Genomic DNA, 22,826 nt, shown 5'->3' on the forward strand with positions numbered 1-22,826 from the left:
TCTGGTCGTGTAAAATTCATCGACCAGCGCTTGCGTGTCCCTGCGCATATTGGCACCATCACATAAACGACGACTCTCAACGTGCAGGAGACATGATTGACCATAGGTGCGATGACCCCACCGCCCACATCCGAAGTGACAACCGAGTCTTTGGTTGAGTTCCCGGATAATCGTTTGTTGATAGACCTTTGTGGTGAATACGACCGCAACTTGGCAGATATCGAGCAGAAGGTTGGGGTGCAGATTCTGCGGCGTGGTAATCAATTGGCGATTCACGGCGAAGAAGCGGCCCGGGCCGAAGCGACAGAGGTGCTGTCAGCGCTTTATGAGCGGCTGGAGACTGGCAAGTCGGTTGAAACCGGCGACATTGACCGCGAAATTCGTATGGGCCAGTCAGAACAAGACACGGGCGCACGTGACGGGGACCAACTGGAAATGTTCCGTGGTGGTTCGGTCGAAATCAAGACCCGCAAAAAACTGGTTGAACCGCGCACCGACGCACAGCGCGACTATGTGCTGTCGCTGTTTAACAACGAACTGGCATTTGGCATTGGCCCGGCCGGAACCGGTAAGACGTATCTGGCAGTAGCTGTCGGTGTCAGCATGTTCATTCAGGGGCAGGTTGACCGCATTATCCTGAGCCGCCCGGCGGTTGAGGCTGGAGAGAAGCTCGGCTATTTGCCCGGCGACATGAAGGACAAGGTCGATCCTTATATGCAGCCGCTTTATGATGCGCTGAACGATTTTCTGCCGGGCAAGCAATTGGCCAAGCTGATTGAGGACAAGCGCATCGAAATTGCCCCGCTTGCTTTCATGAGAGGGCGGACGCTGAGCAATGCCTTTGTGGTGTTGGACGAAGCGCAAAACGCGACAACCATGCAAATGAAGATGTTCCTGACCCGATTGGGTGAGGGCAGCCGGATGGTGATCACCGGCGACAGAAGCCAGATTGACCTGCCGCGCGGGGTGCCATCGGGTCTGCGGGATGCGGAAGGCCTGTTGAAAAATATTGGCGGTATCAGTTTTAATTACTTTACGGCAGCAGATGTGGTGCGGCATCCGTTGGTTGCGGCCATCATCATGGCATATGACAAGGCCGACGCATCCAAACAAAGATGACCGGTCTGGTGGCGCGGACCAGTTGCGTGGTGATGAAGCTAAAATGACAATTGATATCGTATTTGAAGATGATCGTTGGGTTTCTTTAGAGTTGGAGGTTCTGGCCGCGCGCGCTTCGGGCGTTGCGCTGACGCATTTCGCGCTGGACCCGGACGGATTTGAAATTGCTTTGCTGGCTTGCGATGATACGCGGATTGCCGACCTCAACAGCGACTTTCGGGGCAAACCTGCACCGACAAATGTTCTGAGTTGGCCGTCCGAAGAACGTGGTGCATCAGAGCCGGGCGCGGTTCCCGATCTGCCGGGACCTGATTTTCCCGATATGCCGGTCGAACTGGGGGATATTGCTATTGCCTGGGAAACCTGTCAACGCGAGGCAGAAGCCGCGTCAAAGCCAATGAGCGACCATGTCACACATTTGCTTGTTCACGGGGTGTTGCACCTGATGGGGTATGATCACGTCCGTGACAAAGATGCCACTTTGATGGAACAGCTCGAGGTGGTGATACTTGGCAAAATGGGCATAGCTAACCCATATACGTAGGATAGGGGCGTTTCCCCGAGTGGAAAGGAAAGATGGGCGACAGTATAGACGGGTCTTCTAACGCAGCGCTTCGCGCGCAGCCAGAAGGCCAGACAGCAAACAAAGGTGGCTTATTGCGCCGCCTGTTTGGGTCCAAGAATGTTCACACAGATGCAGTTCCCGGAACATTAAAACCGGCGACCGCGGTGACAACGCAAACACATGGCATGATCAATCTGCGGCGCATGCGGGTTGAAGACGTCGCCATACCCAAGGCCGACATCGTCTCGGTTCCTTCGACCATCACCAAAGCCGACCTTGTTCAGCTGTTCCGTGAAAGCGGGCTGACGCGGGTTCCGGTATATGAAGGCACATTGGACACGCCGGTCGGGTTTGTGCATCTCAAAGACTTTGCCTTGAAACACGGGTTCAATGGGGCTAGCGGGCGGTTTTCGATCAAGCAAGAGCTGCGGCCCTTGTTGTTTGTACCCCCGTCCATGTCCATTGGTGTGCTTCTGACCCGTATGCAAGCCGAGCGGCGGCATATGGCATTGGTGATCGATGAATATGGTGGCGTTGACGGTCTGGTCACGATTGAGGATTTAATTGAACAGGTGATCGGCGAGATCGAAGACGAGCATGACATCGACGAAGCCGACTTGTGGACCGAAGAAAAGCCCGGATGCTATCTGGTGCTTGCCAAAACGCCTGTGGATGAATTTGAAGCTGTCATTGGACGGTCGCTGACACATTCCGAAGATGTCGACCCTGAAGAGATTGATACGCTGGGGGGGCTGGTGTCCATGCTGTGCGGGCATGTTCCCGCACGTGGCGAAGTGGTCGAATTGCCTGATGGTATCGAATTTGAAGTTGTCGATGCTGACCCGCGCAGGATCAAACGATTGCGTGTGATTTTGCCGGATGGCGCGCGGGATGGCTGAAACTGAGGGGCGTCGCCGGGCTGTTGCTGGCCATTGGCGTGTGCGCCTTTTGATGTTGCTTAGTGGTGTGTTGGCAGCCTTGGGACACCCTCCACTTGATCTTAGCGTCCTGACCTTTTTCGGGTTTGGCGTCGCGTTCTGGTGCCTGCATAAATGCGCGACGCCCCGCCACGCCTTGTGGTTGGGCCTGGCGTTTGGAACTGGTTATTTTGCGGTTGCGATACACTGGATTGTAGAACCCTTTCTGGTGGATCCGGTGCGCCACGGTTGGATGGCGCCATTTGCCTTGGTCTTTATGGCGGTTGGGCTTTCATTGTTTTGGGCAAGCGCGTTTTGGGCAACGCGAAAAATCGGCCCTAAAACGTGGCCGGTGGTGTTGTTCCTGACCCTTGCCGAACTGGCGCGCGCCTATGTGTTTGGCGGGTTTCCGTGGGGCATGCCGTCTTATGTTCTGGCGAACAGCTTTGGCGGGCAATTGGCTGCCTGGGTCGGGCCGCATGGAGTCAACCTGTTGTTGTTCGCGGGTGCTATTGGGGCTGCTGCCGTGATACAGTCTTCCGGTAGACAGCGTTATCTGAGCGCCACGGCGTCGGCTCTTGTGCTTGGTGTCGGCATTTTCCCGATGACGGACGCGCCTGAAGGTGACGCTGACAGACCTGTTGTGCGTCTGGTTCAGCCCAACGTTCCACAGCATCTGAAGTGGGACCCGGAGCATATGGGGCGTTTCTTTAAGCGCTCTGTCATGTTCACAGCGTTAGGCGAGGAGCGTCCGGACCTGATCATTTGGCCGGAAACTTCGGTCCCTGTGTTGTTAGATCGTGGCGCGCCGACGCTCGCTGTGATTGCCGAAGCCGCCGCTGGAGTGCCGGTCGTTCTGGGCATCAATCGTGCGCAAGGTGAGCGGGTCTATAACTCGGCCGTTTTGCTGGATGGATCGGGCTCAGTTTCTCAGACTTATGATAAGCATCACCTTGTCCCTTTTGGCGAGTACATCCCGCTTGGCAATTTGATGAGCCAGTTTGGACTGCGTGGTTTTGCAAGCCGACATGGTGACGGCTATTCAGCAGGGCCGGGCCCACGGTTGATGGATTTGGGGCCTTTGGGCAAAGCATTGCCGTTGATCTGTTATGAGGCGGTGTTCCCACAGGATTTGCGCGGTTCTTTCGAGCGACCGGCATTTCTGCTTCAAATCACGAATGACGCATGGTTTGGCAACTTTTCCGGTCCCTACCAGCATCTGGCGCAGGCCAGAATGCGGGCCATAGAACAGGGCCTGCCAATGGTGCGGGCGGCCAACACGGGTGTGTCGGCTGTGATCGATGCGCATGGGCGTGTGCTTGCGCAATTGGGTCTCAACGAAGATGGGTTTCTGGATGTCAAACTGCCCACCGCAGCAGAGAGAACGCTCTATACGCGCACGGGTGATCTGCCTTTGACCGTGTTGCTTGTAATCCTAACCACAGGGTTACTGATGCGCGCGCGCCGTGAAAGCGATTGACCTTATCGCGCCACAGGCGTAAGGCGCTTTGGACTTAGATCGGCACAACGGCTTCCTGGCGTGGCGACTTCAGAAAAAATGGAGCACTTCATGAGCAGACAGAACTATATTTTCACTTCCGAAAGCGTTTCGGAAGGTCATCCGGATAAAGTATGCGACCGTATTTCCGACGCGGTTCTGGATGCGTTTCTGGCGGAAGAACCAGAAGCACGAGTTGCAGCAGAAACATTTGCCACCACCAACCGCGTTGTGATTGGCGGCGAGGTGGGATTGTCCGATCAGGACAAACTGCACGAATACATGGACCGCATCGAAGACATCACCCGGGCCTGTATCAAAGACATCGGGTATGAACAGGACAAGTTCCACCACGAAACTGTGGAAGTGACCAACCTGTTGCACGAACAGTCGGCCCATATCGCGCAAGGTGTGGATGCGGCTGCGAACAAGGACGAAGGCGCGGGCGATCAAGGCATTATGTTTGGCTATGCCACAACTGAAACCTCAGCCTTGATGCCAGCACCAATTCAATACAGCCACGCCATTCTTCGACGTCTGGCCGAAGTGCGGAAATCCGGGGTAGAGCCTTCGCTGGGACCGGATGCAAAATCGCAGTTGTCAGTGCATTATGAAAACGGCGTTCCCGTTGGAGTGAAGTCGATTGTGTTGTCGACCCAGCATCTTGATGTCTCGATGACCAGTGAAGATGTGCGCGCCGTTGTTGAGCCATATATTCGTGAAACTCTGCCCGATGGCTGGATTTCGGATACAACCGAATGGCACGTTAACCCAACCGGGAAATTTGTCATTGGCGGCCCTGATGGGGATGCCGGTCTGACCGGGCGCAAGATTATTGTCGACACCTATGGTGGCGCAGCACCCCATGGTGGCGGTGCATTTTCCGGTAAAGACCCAACAAAAGTTGACCGGTCTGCCGCCTATGCCGCGCGCTATCTTGCCAAGAACGTTGTCGCTGCGGGCATGGCTGAGCGGTGCACCATTCAGCTCAGCTATGCGATTGGTGTCAGCCAGCCATTGTCGATCTATGCCGACACGCATGGTTCGGGCGACGTCGCGCCTGCGGATATTGAAAAAGCCATCGGTCAGGTCATGGATCTGAGCCCGCGGGGCATCCGCCAACATCTGGGGCTGAACAAACCGATCTATCAGCGCACGGCGGCTTATGGCCATTTTGGCCGTGAACCTGATGCGGATGGTGGTTTTAGCTGGGAAAAGACTGATTTGGTCGAAACCCTGAAAAAAGCTGTTTGATCACATTCTAGCCGATTGATGACCAAAGCCCGCGTTACGCGGGCTTTGGTGTATTTGGTGCAACCGCATGCCCCGGATACTCAGCTTTGCAAAATCAACACGACGGGTTGGACAAATCCAGCCCAAGAATTTATGTCCGCGTTATGACTGATACCAAACACCCTTCCGGCGCCCCCTGGCGCAATTTCTATGGCCGTTTCAAAGGAAAGGGCTTGCGTAAAAATCAGGAAGCCGTTCTGGACGAAGATCTGGTGGCGCTGAGCCCGGGAGCTGTGGGTTGGGAAGAAAACCCCGACCGCGAAAACATTGACCTGAACGCGTTGTTTGGCAGCCGCGATGTCTGGCTTGAAATTGGGTTTGGCGGCGGCGAGCATATGGTGCATCAGGCCGTGGAAAATCCAGACGTGGGCATTATTGGCTGCGAACCTTATATCAACGGCGTTGCCATGTTGTTAGGCAAAATCAGAGAAGCCGGAGCGGACAATATTCGCGTCCATCCCGGTGACGCACGCGACATGTTTGATGTGCTGCCAGATGCGAGCATTTCCCGCGCATTTTTGCTGTATCCCGATCCATGGCCAAAGAAACGCCATCACCGCCGCAGATTTGTCACCCCCGACCATATCGCGCCTTTGGCTCGCGTGCTGAAACCCGGCGCCATTTTTCGGGTGGCAACAGACATTCCCGATTACGTGCGCCAAACGCTTGAGCAGGTCCCGGGACAAGGGTTCGAATGGCTGGCGCAGTCTCCTTCGGATTGGCGCGACGCATGGCCTGACTGGATTTCAACACGCTATGAGCAGAAAGCCTTTCGGGAAGGGCGCACGCCGCACTATCTTACGTTCCGGCGTCGTTAAGCGCGCTGAACTTGCGCCCTTTTGCCACCCAGGCTACGCCAAACGCCCAGAGCGCGAGAGTTTCTACGATGAACGTCAGGTTGGCAGCGTTCCAGGCGTCTTGAGTGCTGGTACTTGCGATTTGGCCATACCAACCCAACAGCGCGACGCAGGATAAAATGACGAGACCACACACCGTATAAAGCGTGTTGCGTCGCCGTTTGGTCGCGACCAGTTCATTGGCCTGCAAGTGTCGTGTGGGCACGATGCGTTTCAGCACCAACAGGCAATAAAGCCCAAGATAGATAAACAACAGCGCCGCCCCCCAGACATGAAGGTCTTCGACTTTTTCAAAGAGCTGGAAATAGCCGCGCCCCTTTATTGTGACAAGCACAGGATCTGCCGCATGTGTGTAGTCCACAAACAGCCGGGTCGCAAACGCGTCCGCTTTTTCACATCCACGCCCGGATGTTGGGAAAACGGCCACTGCAAACGCGCCAAACCCGGCCACAGTGGCGCCCAGGTCTTCCAACCAGTGTTCACCGGTATAGGCGATCAGAAAGCCGCCAATGAACGCCACCATGCCGACGAATACCGGGCCAAGAAACGGCGCATAGTAGAAATGGCTGATGCTATCGCGAAAGCAGTCAGTGCCGATCAATGCGCCAAGCGCCATTATAATCGGAAGCCCAAAGGCAACGACGCCGACCAGCGTGGCCAGACGTTTTTGAAGCGGAGACTCGGGCGTCGGCGGTCCGTCTTCCGGCTGAAATAATGTTGTCGTGCCTTGTGCTGCAAAATCCGCAATGGCTTTCATTGTATACGCTCGCGTATAGTTGCTTCTCTATAATCGGGAATTGTAACGCAGGCTGGCAACCCAAGATAGATTGATTTGCGTTTAGGCGAGGCAAATCGCGGCATGGACCCTAGGCGGATGTTGCGCTAACAGAAAAGCAACAAAGTTCGAAGGAAATCTGAAAATATGTCCGGCCACGACACCTTGATTCCAATGACCTCGCACCCGTGCGGCCCGCTGAAAGGCCAAGCGCATGTACCGGGGGACAAGTCCATTTCGCACAGGTCTTTGATCCTGGGGGCACTCTCCGTTGGAGAAACCTCAATTTCAGGACTGCTGGAAGGCGAAGACGTGCTGGCAACAGCCGACGCGATGCGCGCTTTTGGGGCCACGGTGACGGATCACGGGAACGGAAACTGGACCGTTCAGGGCGTTGGCGTTGGTGGTTTTGCCGAACCGGTGAATGTAATTGATTGCGGAAACTCGGGCACCGGTGTGCGCTTGATCATGGGCGCCATGGCGACGTCCGGGATCACCGCCACATTCACTGGTGACGCCAGCCTGAATGGCCGTCCGATGGCGCGTGTGACAGACCCGATTGCTTTGTTTGGTGCGCAAACCGTTGGCCGTTCTCAGGGCCGGTTGCCGATGACGATTGTCGGCGCAGCTGATCCGGTTCCGGTCCGCTATGTGGTGCCTATGCCGTCTGCGCAGGTAAAGTCTGCCGTGCTGTTGGCGGGTTTGAATGCGCCGGGACAGACAGTCGTGATCGAAAAAGAGGCAACACGCGATCACACCGAACGCATGCTGACCGGATTTGGCGCTGAAATTTCGGTGGAAGAAACCGAAGAGGGCCGGGTAATCACCCTGACCGGGCAGCCCGAGCTTAAACCGCAAACCATCGACGTTCCGCGCGACCCAAGTTCCGCAGCATTCCCTGTGTGTGCAGCAATTATCACGCCGGGGTCAGATGTTCTGGTGCCCAATATCGGGTTGAACCCAACGCGCGCAGGTTTGTTTACGACGCTGCGCGAAATGGGCGCGGACCTGACCTATGAAAACGAACGCGAAGAGGGCGGAGAGCCAGTGGCAGATTTGCGCGCCCGGTTCTCTCCTGACCTGAAAGGCGTCGACGTGGACCCGGCCCGCGCGGCTTCGATGATTGACGAATACCCGGTCTTGTCCGTTGTGGCTGCCTTTGCCAAAGGCGACACCGTGATGAAAGGGGTCAAGGAACTGAGGGTCAAAGAAAGCGACCGCATTGATGCCATGGCCACCGGATTGCGTCTGAACGGTGTAACGGTGGACGAGGGGCCTGATTGGTGGGTTGTGCATGGGCTGGGGCATGGCAACGTTCCCGGCGGCGCCACGTGCGAAAGCCATCTGGATCACCGTATTGCGATGAGCTTCATGGTCATGGGCATGGCTGCCAACAATGCTGTCAGCCTTGATGACGGCGCTCCGATTGCCACGTCCTTTCCGGTGTTTGAACCGCTGGTCAAGGGTCTTGGTGCCAATGTCACGAGGTCTCATCGGTGACCCGATACGCCAAGTCGCTTCTGTTTCTGAGCATTGTCACCCTGGTGACCTATCTCGTTCTGATCGTACTTGGCATTCGATACCTGATTGTAGGTGATGCTGGCTTGATGCCGTTCGACCTGAGATTTTTCGGGTACACATATTTCGAGGCGACGGCGTATCTGGCGGCGTTGCCAGAGGCGTCGGCGCGGTTTTACACAGGCCCCATGCGCGTAATCGATACGGTATTCCCCGCGCTACTGGGCCTGTGGCTGGGTTGGGCCTTGTGGGGGGCTACCCGCAAAATTCACGCATGGAGCCGGGTCATACTGATGATTGTGCCGGCCAGCTTTATCCTTATGGACCTGGCCGAAAACGCGTTGGTTGGCGAGATGGTTGACCTTGGCCCTACGAGGATCGACGACAAACTGGTTGCGCTTGCGTCAAGCTACACCATTTCTAAATATGTCGTTCTGGTGGTTGCATTTGCTCTTTTGGCGGTCATGATCGGCGCCACAGTGAACAGGAACAGGCGTTCTGGGCGGTCGTGAACCGTAAGGCGCGGTGAGGTCGGTATGACGAAGGTCTTTTGGGGCAGCTTTGGCGCTGCACTTTTGGTGTACCTGGTGATGGTGCTGTGGTCTTTGCCGTTTATCGCGGAGCAGGCCGATGGGTTGGTGCCGTTTGATATGCGACCTCTTGGATATACGCCCGAAGAAGCCCGCACATTTATCACAGCACTAAGCGAGGAAGGGCGGGTGTTTTATCTCGATGTTCAACACATGTTGGATTTCATTTATCCTGCGTTGCTTGCAGCAATGTTGATCATCGGATTACAGCTGGTTTTTCCGCGCCGTTGGGCCATGGGGCTGGGGTTTATTGCCTTATTGGGCGCTGCGTCAGATTACCTTGAGAACTATATGGTCTCGGTCATGCTGACCACGCCTGTAGACGCGCTGAGCGACAATCTTGTCGGGCTTGCCCAATTCTGGACGTTGAGCAAATCCGCGGCGGCGACGATTTGTTCTGTAGCTTTGCTGTTTGGCGGCGCGCGCCTGGCTGTGCGGCGCTGGTTTCTTTAGGGCGCGATATTTTTTAATACGGTTGGAATTGACCCCGCATGAACAGGCAACGGATGACATGAATTTCACGATCGCAATTGACGGACCTGCAGCGGCAGGCAAAGGCACAATTTCCAAAGCTGTGGCCAAACATTTTGGATTTTCCCATCTGGACACCGGATTGCTGTACCGCGCAGTTGGAGCAAAAACATTGTCTGGTGTGGACGCAACCGAGGCCGCGCGCAGCTTGCAGGCCGAAGACTTGGACGCGCCGGATCTGAGAACACCGCAAGTTGCACAAGCGGCCAGCAAGGTTGCCGTCCTGGCAGATGTCCGGCAGGCGCTGGTCGATTTCCAGCGCGCATTTGCGCGCCGGGCCGGGGGCGCAGTTCTGGACGGGCGCGACATCGGGACTGTGATTTGCCCGGAGGCCGAAACCAAATTGTTTGTCACCGCAAGTGCCGAAGTGCGGGCAGAGCGGCGCTATCTTGAGTTAGAGGCCAATGGCTTGGATATCAGTCGATCACAAGTTCTGGAAGACGTGATCGAACGGGACAAGCGCGACCGCGAACGGTCCGAGGCGCCATTGCGACCCGCGCAGGACGCCGTTCAGATCGACACGTCCGTGATGAGCATTGAACAGGCCATCGCCGCTGCGTTGCGGGCGGTGGATGCGAAAAGAAAAGGATGATCCATTGAAGCTGCGAAAGTTTGGGAAGTCGGGCAAAGACGTGTCGGCAGTGGGCGTTGGCGCGATGTCGTTTGCGAACTTTTATGGCCCGACAAATGAAGAGAATTCATTGGCCATTCTGGACGCTGCCGTGGCTGCTGGCGTGACCCATATCGACACGGCAAATGTCTATGGCATGGGCCGTTCAGAAGACACGATCGGCATGTTTCTAAATTTGCGGGGTGCCGCCACCCGGGACGGATTGTTTATCGCCACCAAGGCTTCGATAACACGCGGCGACGACGGAAAACGTATTTTTCGCAATGACCTGGAGCATCTTGAAACTGAGTTGGACAAAAGCCTGTCGCGCATGGGTACGGACCATGTGGACCTGTTTTATGTGCATCGCCGTGATCCCGGTGTGGACATCGAAGAAGTCGCGGGCACGTTGGGGGAATTGGTGAAAAAGGGTAAGATCCGGGGTATCGGATTTAGTGAAATTGCCCCGTCGTCTTTGCGACGCGCCGCAACCGAGCATCCCGTTGATGCGGTTCAGTCTGAGTATTCACTTGGCGTGCGCGCACCCGAACTGGGGTTGGTGCAAGCCTGCAAAGAGCTGGGCACGGCCCTGGTGGCGTTTGGTCCGGTGGGACGGTCATTTCTGACAGACACGCCGATTTCTCCAGATCGCATTCCTGACCTTGATTTTCTACGTGTGAATCCGCGCTTTATGGAGCCAAATTATTCCAACAATATCAAAGCGACAGACGGTTTTCGCGCGCTGGCCTCGGATATGGGGCTGCCCGCAGCATCCCTGGCGGTAGCCTGGGTTCTGGCGCAGGGCGCGCATGTATTTGCCATCCCCGGAACCCGGTCAGTTGCGCATTTTGAGGAGCTTGTGAAGGGTGGCAACGTTACTTTGGACGCATCCCAACTGGCAGAGATCGAGCGTGTTTTACCCGTTGGCTGGGCCTATGGTGATCGCTACAGCGCAGGGCAATGGGTCGGGCCGGAACGGTTCAGCTAAACCCATAAATCCGGCTTCGGTATGCCGTCGGTATTGCGTCAGTATTCCGTCAGCACCGTCACCTATGTGGCTCAGTCTCTCAACGGGCAGGCCAAATGCAGAAGACTGCGGCGGGAAATGCAGTTGGGCAATTCCGGCAGAAGACTTTTGAAAAGTAATCTGCCGGACGGAAAATCAGACCCCCATTTCATCGCGCAGCAGGCGGCGCAGGATTTTGCCGGAGGGGGATTTGGGCACGGCGTCGACCACGCGCAGCTGGCGGACCTGTTTATAATGCGCCAGTTTGCCGTCGAGATACGCTTGCACGTCTTCCAGAGAGGGGGCTGATTTCGGCGCCACGATAAAGGCCATTGGAACTTCTCCGGCATCGCCATCCGGAATGCCGATCACGGCGACGTCGGATATATCGGGGTGGGTGAGCAATGTGGATTCAAGCTCGGCGGGGGCGACCTGGAACCCTTTGTATTTGATCAGCTCTTTGACCCGGTCGGTCAGATAGAGATACCCGTCCTCATCAAAATGGGCGACGTCGCCAGTGTGAAGCCAACCGTCGGCGTCGATGGTGTTTTGAGTTGCTTCTGGGTTGTTCAGATAGCCCTTCATCACTTGTGGGCCACGCACCAGCAATTCGCCGGTCTGGTGCGGCTCAAGCGACGCGCCTGTGTCGGGATCTATGATGCGGCTTTGCGTGTTGGGGATCGTCACGCCCGATGCTCCGGGTTTGCCAAGGCCGCTGGGGGACACATGGCTGACCGGGCTGAGTTCGGTCATGCCATAGCCCTGAGCCACTGTGGCGTCGAGCCGTTTGGCCAGCGCTTCGGCAACGTCGCCGCCCAGCGGCGCGGCCGCAGAAAACACCTGTTCCACAAAGGAAAGGTCGTATTTATCCACCAACGGATGCATGGCCAGCGCCAGCGCGACGGGGGGCACAACCCAAAGCCGTCGGGTCTGATGTTTGGTGATCAGTTCAAGGTACAATTCCAGATCGAACCGCGGGATCGTGATCAATCCGCCACCGGCTGTCAGGTAAATATTCATCAGCACCTGAAGGCCGTAGATGTGGAAGAACGGCAGAAAGGCCAGCGTTAATTCGCCGGCTTCCAGGTCGGTTGAGGCCAGTGTCTGGTCGATGTTCACAACCAGATTTTGGTGGGTCAGCATCACGCCTTTGGGCAGGCCGGTTGTGCCTGAGGAATAGGGCAGGGCGACGACGTGGCTGGTGGCGTCAATCGGGCTTTGCGTTTCTTGCGGCGCGCCCATGAAATCCGACAGGGGCAGGGTGCCGTCCGGGGCCTCGCCTATGATCACGATGTGCTGGACATTTGTGTCCTTTACGGCGGCTTTTGCAGTCTCTGCAAAGGGTTCTATGGTGATCAGAATTTCAGCGTTTGCGTCCTTGAGCTGATAGGCAACTTCGGGCGCGGTGTAGGTCGGATTGATGGTTGTCACAGTGCCACCCGCCCACGCCATACCGTGGAAAACAATACAATATTCCGGGATGTTAGGAGCCATCAACGCAATGCATTTGCCTGCGCCAAAGCCCGCGGCATTCAACCCGCCCGCCAGCGATTTGACAGCGTTCATAAATTCGCGCCCCGTCATGGACCGGCCCGAAGGGCCATCGGTCAGAATGGTCATATCCGGATCAATGCCTTCAAAAACGCGCTGTGTGATCGATTTTTTGGTCAGGTCGACGTCCGGAAACGTGCTCTTGATAATTGACATTCACTGTCCTCCCTCACGCGACCTTAGCCGGGGTGGGGGAAAATCCAAAATGGTAGAATCATTGCGGATTGCGGGGAGTTTTGGCTTTGGTGAAAGGATTCAAAGTTAACGCGTTGATTTATCAGATTTATCCTGTTCGGCAACGCGTCGGTATCACGTCGGTATTGCGTCGGTCTGATTGTGGCGGATTGGGGGCATTGGGCGGGTTAATGCTGAGGACGGAGTGTTTGGTAATAGTTGGTTTGAGTGCAAACGTGAAATCAATGATTGATTTTGGAGACACAGTCATTCCGACAATGTTCGCCTGCAAAACCAGAAAACAGGCGTCCAGAACTTACCCACATATGAACCAGAGCCCGAAGGCTCTGGGGTGTGTTGGCGGTATGGTCTACAGATCGCTATCCGAAAATGGGATCGGAAAGTTGCTCACCTGCTCAGGTGTGAAGGGCAGACCTTCCAGATCAGCAGGCGCTGTGTAGAGCTTGCGTGTCTCTGGACGTTCGTTGGCAATCCCGGTGAGCGCCGGGCCAGAAGTGGCGTCAGGTCTGTTCGGGTATTCCTACATCCACAGTTCATGGCGTGCCCGCTGACGATTGAACATCGATTTCACATGAAATTGCTCAATCATCTCTCCGTTTGCTTCGCGCGGGTCGGTGAAGAGGTCATAGAACTCATTCAATGACAGGCCGGGTGTCGCATTTTCCAGTCTCGTTTGAAACGTCCTTTGACACCGGCAGCAAGCACCGGGCCCTGATAGATCATCACATAGTCCCGACGGCTGTAACCATCTCCATTCATGAACAAGGATGTCTGATCAATCCCGTCAATAACACGGTCCGTCGGAGTGCCAACCATTGCGCCGCCAAGACGGGCGAAAGTGGTGAACAGATCGGTAACGTGCAGGATGTCACCCACGATCTGGTCAGGCTCAATCACGCCGTCCCATTTCGCAATCGCTGGCACGCGCACACCACCTTCGGTAAAGTCACCTTTCCCTCCGGTATAGAGCGTCTCAACCATGCCGCGCGGGCCAAAATGCGTGAACGGGCCTTTGTCGGCCATCACGATAACCAACGTATTGTCGGAAATGCCTTTTTCTTCGAGATGCGTGAACAAATCGCCGACAAAGGCGTCAATCTTGACCAGCGCTTCTTGCAAGACGTTTTTGTTTGCAGTCAGCTTAGACTTTGACCGGGGGTCCGGGACAAAGCCTGTCGCAATTGGGTGATAGGCTATGAAGAACGGTTTCTTCGCCTCAACACTTTGGTCAATGAATTCCAGCGTGCGGCGTTGGGCTTCAACTTCGATATCCCAGAAACTCGTGATGTCTGGTGGCGGACCCCATTCATTGGTTCCTTCTAAGGTCCATAGGTAGCCATTGGGCTGCCACGAGCTGTCCATTCGGTATTTGTCTTCACCGAATAGCTCAGGATAAAGGCCGGTCATAACGTTGTTAACCTCGGCACCCGGAACCCACATAGATGAAACCTGATTGTAGGGAGTAAAAAATGACTCGTCATAGCCTTGGTTATGAGCGTACGAAAATTCGGTATCGCCAAGGTGCCATTTGCCGAAAAAGGCCGTTTTGTAACCGACATCCGAGAGGACTTCGGCGATGGTGACTTCTTCGCCGTCAATGCCGGAGTATTCGACAGGGAACGACACAGTGTGCATGCCGGATCGCACCGTATAACGGCCGGTCTGGAATGCTGCGCGGGTTGGTGTACAGGCCGGCTCGGTGTACATCCGCATAAAGTTGATGCCTTCATCAGCCATCTGGTTCATGTATGGTGTTTCGAACCCTCGAACAGTCTGAATTTCGGGGATCCCAACTTTGCCAACGGCTGTGTCATCCCACATGATGTGGATGATATTCGGCTTGGTGCCGTGCTTGGCTTCCAAAGCATCCAGCTTTTCCTGAATGTCGCCGTCTTCCATTGCCCATTTGTCGCCATGCTGTGCTTCCAACACATAGTGCTCTGCGTTATGGATGATTTTGCCGTCTTCGGCGCTCGAATATGTCGTTGTAAGAGACAATGCGGCAAGCGTTGCAGTATTGGCAAAGGCGGCGTGTTTACCCTTTAAATAATGTCTTTCATAGTTCCTCCGGAGGGAAATCGGCAGACGTGAAAGTAAAGCGGTGGACGTGCTGTCAATCAACATCGACGTTCCGTCAAAAGTCGACAAAAAATATTGACGAATTTCACAGACGAGTTAGTCCTGCCAGGCCGTCCAGAGCAAGCCAAGAGCGACAGTTCTGGCGAAATCACGTTGCGGCAACACGTCGGTATCCCGTCGGTATTGCGTCGGTGTGGTTTTGGGGGATTGGAGGGTATAGCCAGGTTAATGGCGCGGGCAGGGTGGTTGGGATTTGTTGGTTTCGGCGGGACGTGAGCGTTTGATGTAAGTTGCACCAATGACTGTTTTGCGGACGAAGTGTGAAGTCACTGCGCTGAGACAAGCGCCCGCCTTTCGAAAAGCCAGTAAATACAACGATGCTCGATTGACGATAGATCGTGAATGCAGGACAGAACGCTATGACAGATATTCTTCTCTTAATTGATGTACAGCAAGCCATTCTTGATGGTGCTGCTGGCGAGGACCGTCTGGATGATGTCGTCGGTTATTTCACTGAAATGGTCACTCGGCTCGCTGATTTGAAATCGTCAGCTGCGGACCAAGGCATTCAGACAATCCTTGTTCAAAACGATGGACCGGACGGTCATAGGCTGGCTATCGGAAGTGTGGGCTGGGAAATTGTTCCGGCACTATCTGCGAACGCGGGTGACATTGTTGTCCATAAGAAAAGCTGTGACTCGTTCCATGAAACTGATCTGATGGAGCATCTGCAAAGGCTGGGTGCATCTCGATTGGTTGTTGGTGGCTGTATGACACAATTCTGCGTGGATACATCTGTCAGGCGTGCGGTTTCGCTTGGGTTTGATGTCGTTTTGATCTCGGATGGACATTGCACAGGCGATACGGACGTGCTGAAACAAAATGAAATAATTGCCCACCACAACCAAACTCTGAATGGTTTTGACGCCGGGGATCATGCCGTCACAGTCATGTCATCCGCAGATTTTGCGTTTAGGTCCTAGTCACCCGGCAAGACATCCCAAGGGACTTGGGCGCAGTCTCTGTGAAACCAAATTGCGCATATAACTTGTCGGCTGGAATATCCGCGAAAAGGCTTAGAAAGGTTGTCTCTGGAAGCTCGTTTTTTGCCCACTCCATCAACGATGCCATAATTCTTTTGCCAAGACCTTTGCCGCGAAAACGAGGATCTACTGCAATGTCGACTATCTGAACAAAGCATCCTCCATCTCCGACGATGCGACCCATTCCGATAGCCTCATTCTCATGTCTAAGTGTCACTGCGAACAGAGTGCCTTTGAGGCCAATTTCGGCAGCTTCGGGTGAGAACGCTCTCAATTCGCCTTCTCGACGCAGCTTAAGGTATTCCGCGACCGAAGGCGGTTGAATCACAGTGTCGATTGATGTGGTGTCGGTTGTCATTTTGATTGTCCAGAAGTTGGGGCAACTTTCCACGGTGATAGTCCATGTGCAAGCGAGGATGCAGACACTACACCAACAATGCAGTCATTCATGACCTTGCCCCATAGGTCAAAACAAGCGCGTTGCGGGCATCCGACGCTATTGGCGTCAATATCAGATTTGTTCATTTTGGGATAAGTGCAGATAGACAGAATTGCACAAGTGTGACCATCTCAGGCGTCAATGATGTTCTCAACCCAGCCCATAAAGCGGCGACCCAAAAGGACGGAGGTGCAGCGCATGTCACAGGTACTTATTCTTGAAGCACTTGATTTGCTTAAGGCGGGAAATTTTCTGCCCGGTGCGGAAATGGAAAAGGCGCACCAGATTTGTCAGGCGCACGAAGGTGTGGTCGAGTTCGATTGGGTTCATGCTCTGGTGCACCGGATCGAAGGCGATGATGCCAATGCCGATTATTGGTATCAGCTTGTGGGCAAACCCCGGCATCCCGGTTCGATTGAGGAAGAGTGGCACATCGTACGGACGGCCATCGCAAGCGCCTGAGGCAGGGCGGGCTAGTAGGAGACGGATAGCGGCTTGGTTTGCCACAGCCCTTAAGGCATTGCCGCCCTCTTGCACCTCGCGCCCGGATCACCTGTCCGCGCGAGCGCCGACAAGGTGGACTATGCCTCAAAACCACGTCCGATTGCTGCCGCTCAAACGCTGCGCAGCACCCGGTAATACGAACTCTTCGCCGACATCAGCAGCCCTTGACACTAATGGCCGTGTCTATAGCAATTGCGACAGTCGAGGTCTGGCACTAGGGCAAATTTAGCAGATAGTGAGAATGTCAGTTTGAAACTGTGTAAAATTTGGTGAATTAAGGCGAAATATGGCCGCTTGCCCCAATTTTGCCACAATTCCTGCAGACACTATTAGTACTAACAGAATTTTGTTTTAAACGAAAAAACAGTTCCGAAAAACGGGACCACATAGTCCTTCTTGAGGCGGGGCAGGCAGAAATGGCAACGATTTCTTTTTTTGCGCGGGGTGACAGCAACACCGCGAACAATGCTGCTTTGAATGCGCAGAATACAAATACAACGCCCACCACTGAGATCACATTCTCGAGTGGTGCCAGTGGCGATCTCAATCTGGAACCCAACGGTGGCGCGGCTGATCCGGATACCACAGTGATCGTTGACGGTGTTGAGATGACCTTTACTGTCAACTTCTCGGGGACATTGCCGAACAGCAACAAACTGAGCAACGTCAATGGTTTAGATCTGCGCGGAGAACCAATCGTTGTCATCACTACAGCAGATGGTCAACGGTTGTTTTTTCTGCCCGGCGGGATCTCTGCAGCGACGATGGATGATTTTCCAAATGGGGCGCATGATCTTGACGCAGTTTCCACGACTGTGAACGTGCCGGTTTGTTTTGCAAGAGGTACTTTGATCAGGACACCTATCGGTGAGGTTCCAGTTGAAGATTTGGCTCCCGGCGATGTTGTCAGTTCAGTTGATGGACGGCAGCTCAGCCTCGTCTGGATCGCCCGCCGACATTTGGATTTTTCGGACCTGTTGCAGGAACCTCGGTTCAGACCTGTTTGCATTTCTGCGAACTTTCTTGGGCCGGGTTTACCTCTGTCTGATTTGTGGCTCTCGCCCCAGCACCGGTTCCTTTTTAGCGGATGGGAGGCCGAGCTGTTGTTTCGAAACGCCGAAGTGTTCCTGCCAGCCGCCTGTTGCCGCGATCTGCCTGGTGCACCAGCGCCAGACGTGGCCGCGGGCGTAGAATATTTCCATCTAATGTTTGATTGCCACGAAGTCATTTTTGCCAACGGTCTTGCATGCGAGAGCCTGTTTCCCGGAGACTCCGCAATCGCAAGTATGAGTGAAACCGCGCGAATTGATCTGAGCCGACATTTCCCACAGTACAAAAACGGCTGGGATGGATATGGTTCGCTGGCGCGTCAGGCGATAACCAAACGGGAAGGGGACCTGTTGCTGGCCTATACCGGGTTGAGCCATACCAAGGGCGGAATAAACTCCGGACAAAGTGCGGCCTTGGTTGCCTAGAGAAAGCTGTCTTAGACCTTGCACCCCGAGGCGCATTCATCTATACGCGCGGGCGTCGACAAGGCGAACTACGCCATAAAACAAAAGAGACGAGCAAGGGTCGGGACATACCGGCCCTCTTTGTTTTGCGGTACGTCTGACCAATTCGTTTCGCCAAAAGGCGGGGCACCAACCAAGACCGGCGGAGACAACCGCGTGGCCAGTTAAAACGTTTGTAAAGGAATGAAACGCCAGATGGCTGATACAACTATGGAGGAATTCGAAGCCCTCCTGCAAGAAAGCTTCGAAATGGACACACCGAACGAGGGTTCGGTTGTCAAAGGCAAGGTAATCGCAATTGAAGCGGGCCAGGCCATTATCGACGTCGGTTACAAGATGGAAGGCCGTGTCGATCTTAAAGAATTCGCAAATCCCGGTGAAGCTCCTGAAATCGCTGTAGGCGACGAAGTGGAAGTCTACCTGCGCGCGGCTGAAAACGCCCGTGGCGAAGCTGTTATCTCTCGTGAGATGGCGCGCCGCGAAGAAGCATGGGATCGCCTGGAAAAAGCATACGCAGACGAAGAGCGCGTCGAAGGCGCCATCTTTGGTCGCGTCAAAGGTGGCTTTACAGTCGACCTTGGCGGCGCTGTTGCCTTCTTGCCCGGTTCGCAGGTTGACGTACGCCCCGTGCGCGACGCTGGCCCGCTTATGGGTCTGAAGCAGCCGTTCCAGGTTCTGAAAATGGACCGTCGTCGTGGCAACATCGTTGTGTCGCGTCGCGCCATTCTGGAAGAATCGCGTGCCGAGCAGCGTGCCGAAGTTATCGGTAACCTGACCGAAGGCCAGGCGGTTGACGGTGTGGTCAAGAACATCACCGAATACGGTGCGTTTGTTGATTTGGGCGGTGTTGACGGGCTGTTGCACGTCACTGACATGGCATGGCGCCGTGTGAACCATCCTTCTGAGATCCTGTCGATCGGCGAAACCGTTAAGGTTCAGGTCATCAAGATCAACAAAGAAACTCACCGCATCAGCCTGGGCATGAAGCAGCTGCAGGAAGATCCATGGGATCTGGTTGCTGCCAAGTATCCGCTGAGCTCGGTCCACAAAGGCCGCGTGACCAACATCACCGATTACGGTGCATTTGTTGAGCTGGAGCCCGGTGTTGAAGGTCTGGTCCACGTTTCGGAAATGTCCTGGACCAAGAAAAACGTACACCCCGGCAAGATCGTTTCGACCAGCCAGGAAGTGGACGTTATGGTTCTGGAAATCGATGGTGCCAAGCGCCGCGTGTCTCTGGGACTCAAGCAGACTATGCGCAACCCATGGGAAGTGTTTGCAGAAACACATCCTCAGGACACCGCAGTCGAAGGCGAAGTCAAGAACATCACCGAATTCGGTCTGTTCATCGGCCTGCCCGGCGAAATCGACGGCATGGTTCACCTGTCCGACCTTTCGTGGGACGAGCGTGGCGAAGACGCGATCCAGAACTACCGCAAGGGCGACATCGTTCAGGCGGTTGTTTCCGAAGTCGACATCGAAAAAGAGCGTATCTCGCTTTCGATCAAAGCGCTGGGCGGAGACAAGTTCGCTGAAGCGGTTGGCGGCGTAAAGCGCGGCTCGATCGTGACTGTCGAAGTGACTGCGATCGAAGATGGCGGCATCGAGGTGGAATACGAAGGCATGAAGTCCTTTATCCGCCGTTCCGATCTGTCGCGTGACCGTGCAGAGCAGCGCCCTGAGCGTTTCTCGGTTGGCAACAAGGTTGATGTGCGCATCACCAACGTTGACAGCAAAACACGTCGTCTGGGTCTGTCGATCAAGGCACGTGAGATTGCAGAAGAGAAAGAAGCCGTTCAGCAGTATGGCTCGTCGGATTCAGGTGCGTCGCTGGGCGACATCCTGGGTGCAGCGCTTAAGGGCGACGAGTAAGCGAAACGCGCTTGTGAAAATTAAGAACCCCGCCGGAAACGGCGGGGTTTTTTCGTTTAACCGGGGCAGCTTATTGGAGCTTATTCAGGTTGCTATTGGCTGGCTCCCCGTACATCACAAATTTTTGAAACCACAACCGGGCATCACACTACTTTGGTGAGTTCAACATCTCTACGCGGTACGTCGATTTTGAACCCAAACTCGTAATTTGAAGTCTGAAATACCCGTCGTGTAGGGCGGATTTCCGACCTTTGCCGTGATCAACCCCAACGGCCCCGATGGGACGAAACGTGCAGTGTAAAATAACAGGTTCGTCCCAATCAGGAACTGCGCCTCTCGGCGTAATTTTTTTAATGTGATAAAGAAAAAGGGCTCCCGAAAGAGAGCCCTACTTTGCTAGTTTTTTGAGATGTTCTCAACGTCTTTCAGTATCCAATTTTTGAACCAGTCTTTAGATTCAGGACGGTATAGGCGGAACAGGAAGAACCAATCATTCGCGTTAGTAGCGCTCTCTGTGGTCACCCAGTTCGCTTCATAACCTTCTGGAACTTCGTCTAGGTTAGGCGCGTAGAAAACATCGACAGAGCCATCTTCATTCTTAACCATATTGTCCAAGTCTTTGGTAGACGCGCCAACCCGATCAACACCACGGTTAAAGTTCTTGGTTTCCATATTGTAGACGATCGCTGACCAGAAATCTTTGGCGGGTACATCATCAGGAACGTTCAGCTTGTAGGTGTCTTTGCCGTTAAGCATGTTCCCATCTGAATCACGCAGGCCGGTCAAATAAAACGTAGCACCACCTAGCTTACTTGGTACGAACGTGACGTAGAAATATGTCGTTGCACGTTTGTCGATCAGGATCTCTTCCCCATCCTCAAACGGGAAACCCAGTTGCGCCTGAGGACCGAAGTTCCAGAATGACCACTCGGATAGTTTTTCGCCGTCTTTGACCCATAAAGGCGCAACAGCTTCACCCTCGGTTACGAACTTTTTCTGCATGTATGAGTAAGCGAGTTCCAGACCTTCAAGTGCTGCTTTTTTCTGAATTGGAGTTGGTTCAAACGCCTCATCTTTCTTGATGCCGATGCTTTGGAGCATTGAGTAAATAGCCCGGTCTTTCTCGCGTACCGGATTGTTCTGCACCACATCGTTGATGTCTTCGATGAAGGTCATGTTGTAGTAGGGCAGACAGTCGTAAGGCAGCTCAGTCGCGTCCAAGTATTCAGTCGGCTCGATTTTGCCGTTAACATCTTCTTCTAACGAGTAGATTTTGATGCCCTTAGCATGCTCACCAGCTTCGGCATGCGTGGCACCGTTTAGAAGTGTCGGCCGGAACGAAAAAGACACGTCATGCGTATCAAAATTGGGTACAATTATATAACCCTGCGCTTCCAGTTCCGCGGCAGTGCCGAAGGCGTCGTCATATTCGAGTGGAAGGAACAGGTATTTGCCGCCTTTACCTTCATCAGCGCCTTTGGAGCCCACGTCAACCATCGGCACGTGCCATGCTGTGATGAATGAGCCAAAGTAATCCACTTTGTCTGACATTGGGGGGACTTCGACAATCATCGGACCGTCCTTGGCCGAGATCGACCCCCACGCATAAGCCGTCGTATCGTTGGCAGTCAGAAAGCCTTTCTCAGAGCCGAATGGTTTTGTTACAAAGTTAACCGTATCGTAATCTCCGCCAGCTCGCACCGTAGCCTTGATGAAATCTACTTGAGCAACAGCGGGCATATAGTGGATTGCTGCCTGGGTCGCGCGTTGCACCATAATGTCGTACTCAATGTCTGTGTGCTGCGCAGAGCGAGCCAAGATATCACCAGTATCGTTGAAATCCGAGCCAGTAGGCGTAACAGCCATAGACGAACTAACCATGAGAGAAAAAGCGAGAGCCGTTGAGCCAAGTAGTTTTTTCATTGAATTAATCCCAATAGTTTCAAATAGATAGTTTGATCAGTTTCATGTGTTAACGCTGAATACTATTGCCACTAAACAACCTAGGCCTTCCAAATGGCAATGGCGTTTTTCTCCAAGGCATAGTTCGACAGGCCAAAAAGCAGAGGTGCGGGCCGTATCAGGCGCTGTGAACCTTCGTTAGAAAACTGATCAATCGGACGCTTAGCGAAGACAAAAGTCGCTTTCGATAACTTTCTCTGCAGGCACTTTGCACTAGTCTGTATACGCGACGTCAAAATGTCTTTGAGCATCTATGCTGCTCACAACAAGTACAGCGTGCCTACCGTATAGCAGACTGGCCGACCGGTATGTGGAACGACAGGCTGGGTACCGATCCTTGGGGGAGTAGTTTCAGGAGTTTTACCAACTGTTATGCTGACCGCAGGGT

20 protein-coding genes and 1 riboswitch are annotated in these 22,826 nt (G+C 54.3%); of the genes, 15 read left to right on the top strand and 5 right to left on the bottom strand.

Annotated features, from left to right (window positions below; genetic code table 11):
* Positions 1-111: 111 nt before the first annotated feature.
* The 6 genes from ABJI08_RS10690 to ABJI08_RS10715 all read left to right on the top strand — a co-directional run bounded on the left by ABJI08_RS10690 (position 112) and on the right by ABJI08_RS10715 (position 6,210).
* On the top strand, positions 112-1,119 hold the full coding sequence (locus ABJI08_RS10690; protein ID WP_348401851.1) for a PhoH family protein: 1,008 nt from the start codon (positions 112-114) through the stop codon (positions 1,117-1,119).
* Positions 1,120-1,162: 43 nt separating this feature from the next.
* On the top strand, positions 1,163-1,663 hold the full coding sequence (gene ybeY, locus ABJI08_RS10695; protein ID WP_348401817.1) for an rRNA maturation RNase YbeY: 501 nt from the start codon (positions 1,163-1,165) through the stop codon (positions 1,661-1,663).
* 32 nt (positions 1,664-1,695) lie between these two features.
* Positions 1,696-2,583 (top strand): hemolysin family protein, encoded by an 888-nt coding sequence (locus ABJI08_RS10700; RefSeq protein WP_348401818.1) that lies wholly within the window; start codon positions 1,696-1,698, stop codon positions 2,581-2,583.
* On the top strand, positions 2,576-4,081 hold the full coding sequence (lnt, locus tag ABJI08_RS10705; RefSeq protein WP_348401819.1) for an apolipoprotein N-acyltransferase: 1,506 nt from the start codon (positions 2,576-2,578) through the stop codon (positions 4,079-4,081). Before ABJI08_RS10700 ends, lnt begins: the two co-directional genes overlap by 8 nt.
* 36 nt (positions 4,082-4,117) lie before the next feature.
* Positions 4,118-4,167, top strand: a riboswitch (SAM-SAH riboswitch).
* Positions 4,168-4,171: 4 nt separating this feature from the next.
* Positions 4,172-5,353, top strand: a complete 1,182-nt coding sequence (gene metK, locus ABJI08_RS10710; RefSeq protein ID WP_348401820.1) for a methionine adenosyltransferase — start codon at positions 4,172-4,174, stop codon at positions 5,351-5,353.
* A gap of 143 nt (positions 5,354-5,496) precedes the next feature.
* Positions 5,497-6,210: a tRNA (guanine(46)-N(7))-methyltransferase TrmB gene (locus ABJI08_RS10715; RefSeq protein ID WP_348401821.1), complete on the top strand. Its 714-nt coding sequence runs from the start codon at positions 5,497-5,499 to the stop codon at positions 6,208-6,210.
* Here the strand turns inward: ABJI08_RS10715 and ABJI08_RS10720 are convergent.
* Entirely contained in the window at positions 6,191-7,006 is an 816-nt protein-coding gene (locus ABJI08_RS10720) for a hypothetical protein (protein WP_348401822.1), read from the bottom strand. The two genes, ABJI08_RS10715 and ABJI08_RS10720, sit on opposite strands and share 20 nt — an antisense overlap.
* A gap of 165 nt (positions 7,007-7,171) precedes the next feature.
* Here ABJI08_RS10720 and aroA point away from each other — a divergent pair, with 165 nt between their 5' ends.
* Genes aroA through ABJI08_RS10745 form a run of 5 tightly spaced genes read left to right on the top strand, consistent with a single transcriptional unit; the run spans position 7,172 to position 11,261 of the window.
* Complete coding sequence (aroA, locus tag ABJI08_RS10725; protein WP_348401823.1) at positions 7,172-8,524, top strand: 3-phosphoshikimate 1-carboxyvinyltransferase; 1,353 nt, start codon at positions 7,172-7,174, stop codon at positions 8,522-8,524.
* Positions 8,521-9,054 carry a hypothetical protein gene (locus ABJI08_RS10730; RefSeq protein ID WP_348401824.1) on the top strand — a complete coding sequence of 178 codons (534 nt, stop codon included), beginning with the start codon at positions 8,521-8,523 and terminating at the stop codon, positions 9,052-9,054. Before aroA ends, ABJI08_RS10730 begins: the two co-directional genes overlap by 4 nt.
* A gap of 24 nt (positions 9,055-9,078) precedes the next feature.
* Positions 9,079-9,585 (top strand): hypothetical protein, encoded by a 507-nt coding sequence (locus tag ABJI08_RS10735; protein WP_348401825.1) that lies wholly within the window; start codon positions 9,079-9,081, stop codon positions 9,583-9,585.
* 58 nt (positions 9,586-9,643) lie between these two features.
* Complete coding sequence (locus ABJI08_RS10740) at positions 9,644-10,255, top strand: d(CMP) kinase (RefSeq protein ID WP_348401826.1); 612 nt, start codon at positions 9,644-9,646, stop codon at positions 10,253-10,255.
* Entirely contained in the window at positions 10,236-11,261 is a 1,026-nt protein-coding gene (locus ABJI08_RS10745) for an aldo/keto reductase (protein ID WP_348401827.1), read from the top strand. The genes ABJI08_RS10740 and ABJI08_RS10745 overlap by 20 nt, the downstream gene beginning before the upstream one ends.
* A 174-nt stretch (positions 11,262-11,435) precedes the next feature.
* On the opposite strand, the gene ABJI08_RS10750 is transcribed toward ABJI08_RS10745, so the two are convergent.
* Positions 11,436-12,986 (bottom strand): AMP-binding protein, encoded by a 1,551-nt coding sequence (locus tag ABJI08_RS10750; protein ID WP_348401828.1) that lies wholly within the window; start codon positions 12,984-12,986, stop codon positions 11,436-11,438.
* Between the two features lie 675 nt (positions 12,987-13,661).
* Positions 13,662-15,023, bottom strand: a complete 1,362-nt coding sequence (locus tag ABJI08_RS10755) for a sulfatase-like hydrolase/transferase (RefSeq protein ID WP_348401829.1) — start codon at positions 15,021-15,023, stop codon at positions 13,662-13,664.
* Positions 15,024-15,523: 500 nt separating this feature from the next.
* Here ABJI08_RS10755 and ABJI08_RS10760 point away from each other — a divergent pair, with 500 nt between their 5' ends.
* Positions 15,524-16,087 carry an isochorismatase family protein gene (locus tag ABJI08_RS10760; RefSeq protein ID WP_348401830.1) on the top strand — a complete coding sequence of 188 codons (564 nt, stop codon included), beginning with the start codon at positions 15,524-15,526 and terminating at the stop codon, positions 16,085-16,087.
* Here ABJI08_RS10760 and ABJI08_RS10765 read toward each other — a convergent pair.
* Entirely contained in the window at positions 16,077-16,505 is a 429-nt protein-coding gene (locus tag ABJI08_RS10765; protein WP_348401831.1) for a GNAT family N-acetyltransferase, read from the bottom strand. The genes ABJI08_RS10760 and ABJI08_RS10765 overlap by 11 nt on opposite strands.
* 279 nt (positions 16,506-16,784) lie before the next feature.
* On the opposite strand from ABJI08_RS10765, the gene ABJI08_RS10770 reads away from it, so the two are divergent.
* The 3 genes from ABJI08_RS10770 to rpsA all read left to right on the top strand — a co-directional run bounded on the left by ABJI08_RS10770 (position 16,785) and on the right by rpsA (position 20,476).
* On the top strand, positions 16,785-17,048 hold the full coding sequence (locus ABJI08_RS10770) for a hypothetical protein (RefSeq protein ID WP_348401832.1): 264 nt from the start codon (positions 16,785-16,787) through the stop codon (positions 17,046-17,048).
* A gap of 458 nt (positions 17,049-17,506) precedes the next feature.
* Positions 17,507-18,565 carry a Hint domain-containing protein gene (locus tag ABJI08_RS10775; RefSeq protein ID WP_348401833.1) on the top strand — a complete coding sequence of 353 codons (1,059 nt, stop codon included), beginning with the start codon at positions 17,507-17,509 and terminating at the stop codon, positions 18,563-18,565.
* A gap of 234 nt (positions 18,566-18,799) precedes the next feature.
* The gene (rpsA, locus tag ABJI08_RS10780; protein WP_348401834.1) at positions 18,800-20,476 is read left to right on the top strand and encodes a 30S ribosomal protein S1; all 1,677 of its coding nucleotides are present in this window, start codon (positions 18,800-18,802) and stop codon (positions 20,474-20,476) included.
* A gap of 396 nt (positions 20,477-20,872) precedes the next feature.
* Here rpsA and ABJI08_RS10785 read toward each other — a convergent pair whose 3' ends face one another.
* On the bottom strand, positions 20,873-22,399 hold the full coding sequence (locus ABJI08_RS10785) for a DUF1214 domain-containing protein (protein WP_348401835.1): 1,527 nt from the start codon (positions 22,397-22,399) through the stop codon (positions 20,873-20,875).
* Positions 22,400-22,826 lie beyond the last annotated feature (427 nt).

This window comes from Shimia sp. (assembly GCF_039969785.1).
Taxonomy (GTDB): Bacteria; Pseudomonadota; Alphaproteobacteria; order Rhodobacterales; family Rhodobacteraceae; genus Shimia.